At 78.9% G+C, this 1,958-nt stretch carries 3 protein-coding genes; all 3 read left to right on the top strand.

What is annotated here, in order from left to right:
- Window positions 1-529: DUF58 domain-containing protein (locus tag JZ5iCDA_RS17200; RefSeq protein ID WP_436967422.1), on the top strand; the 529-nt coding region annotated here is incomplete at its 5' end.
- Window positions 530-639: 110 nt separating this feature from the next.
- Window positions 640-762 (top strand): hypothetical protein, encoded by a 123-nt coding sequence (locus JZ5iCDA_RS19950; protein WP_255371597.1) that lies wholly within the window; start codon window positions 640-642, stop codon window positions 760-762.
- Between the two features lie 4 nt (window positions 763-766).
- A partial coding sequence (locus tag JZ5iCDA_RS17195; protein WP_069388209.1) for a winged helix DNA-binding domain-containing protein occupies window positions 767-1,958 on the top strand: 1,192 nt, incomplete at its 3' end.

Genomic DNA, 1,958 nt, shown 5'->3' with positions numbered 1-1,958 from the left:
GCTGCTCGTCGCCGCGCTCGCCGGCCGGGCGGGCGACCGCGTCGAGCTGATCGCCTACGACCGGACGGTCCGCGCGCGCGTCGCGGGCGCCGCCGGCCCGCGGCTCATGCCCGCGATGGCCGACGCGCTGGCACCGCTCGAGCCGACGCTCCTCGAGACCGACTGGCCGGGGCTCGTCGGCGCGGTGCAGGAGCGGCTCTCGCAGCGCGCGCTCGTCGTGCTCCTGTCGACCCTGGACGCGGCGGCCGTCGAGACGGGACTGCTGCCCGTCGTCGCGCAGCTCACCGCGAAGCACCAGGTGGTGCTCGCCGCCGCGGCCGACCCGGAGGTGGCGGCGCTGCGCGCCGACCGCTCGGGGACCACCGAGGTGTACGACGCGGCCGCCGCGTCGCGCGGCGAGATCGAGCGCGCCGCGGTGACGACGGTCCTGCGCCAGCGGGGCGTCGAGGTGGTCGACGCGCTGCCCGACGAGCTGGCGCCGCGCCTCGCCGACACCTACCTCGCGCTCAAGGCGGCCGGCCGGCTCTGAGGCGTCAGACGGACCGGGTAGTGTCGGTCGCCCCGCCGGGACGCGCCCGTCGACGCGCGCCCACCGACACGCCCGCTGTGCGCGTCCCCGACCATCCTGAGGAGGACCTCGTGGCCTGGCAGCCGACCGACCCGCGCGACCGTGCGCGCCGCAACCGCCGCGTCGCGGTCGTCGTCGTGGTGGCGCTCCTCGCCACGTTCGTCGTGCCCGCGCTCGCGATCGTCCTGGGCTGACGCCGTGGCGCGCGCCGGAGCCGACAGGTCCGCGCCCCGCGCGACGGACGCCGAGCTCGGCCGCGCCCTGCTCGCGCGCCAGCACCTCAGCGCGCCCGCCACGTCCGACGACGGCGCGGACGTGCCCGAGGGCGGCGTCGTCGCCGAGGTGCGCCACCTCGTCGGGCTCCAGTCGCAGGTCCCGACGTCGCCGTACCCCGGCCTGTGGTCCCGGCTGCCGGGCTTCACGACGGACGCCCTCGGGAACCGCCTGCTCGACCGCTCGCTGGTCCGCGTCGCGGCGCTGCGCGGCACGGTCCACCTCGTCACCGCCGACGACGCGTTCGAGCTCTCCGCGCTCGCGCGACCGACCCAGGCGGCCTACCTGCGGGCGAAGAACCAGCACGGCGCCGCGCTCGCCGACGTCGACCTCGGCGACCTGGCCGACGCCGCGCGGGACCTGCTCGCCGAGCCGCTCACGTCGGTCGGGCTCGGGCGCCGGCTCGCCACGCGCTGGCCGGACGTCGACCCCAAGCACCTCGCGTACGGCGCGCGCTGCCTGCTGCCGCTCGTCCAGGTCCCGCCGCGCGGCCTGTGGGGGGCGTCCGGCCCCGGGACCACGACGACGTGGACGACGGCGCACGCGTGGCTGGGGACGCCGACGCACCGGTCCGCCGACGAGCTCGACGCCGTCGCCGCGGCGAGCGACCCGGACGCCGTGCTCGCCGCGCGGGTCCGCCTCGTGCGCCGCTACCTCGCCGCGTTCGGCCCGGCGTCGGTCGCCGACGCGCAGCGCTGGTCCGGGCTGACCCGGCTGCGCGCGGCCTTCGAGGTGCTGCGCCCGGAGCTCGTCACGCTCACCGGCCCGGGCGGCGTCGCGCTGTTCGACGTCCCGGGCGCCCCGCGGCCCGCCGCGGACACCGCCGTCCCGGTGGTGCTCGTGGCCGACTTCGACAACCTCGTGCTCGCGCACGACGACCGCACGCGCGTCCTCGGCGCCGTCGCGGTCAAGCAGGTCGTGAGCGTCAACGGCCAGGTCGCGGCGACGGTGCTCGTCGACGGCCGGGTGGCGGGCACGTGGACGTGGCGCGTCGAGGGCGACGGCGCCGTCGCGCACGCCGACGTCCGGCCCCTCCGCCCGCTCGCCGCTCCCCCGGCGCGTGCGGACCATGCGGACGGAGCGGGCGGAGCGGACGTCGCCGAGCGCGCCGCCCCCG

It is taken from the genome of Cellulosimicrobium cellulans, assembly GCF_001722485.1.
GTDB classification, from domain to species: Bacteria; Actinomycetota; Actinomycetes; order Actinomycetales; family Cellulomonadaceae; genus Cellulosimicrobium; species Cellulosimicrobium cellulans_A.
Note: the sequence above shows the minus strand (reverse complement) of the source record. Positions and strands in the feature narration are given on the sequence as shown.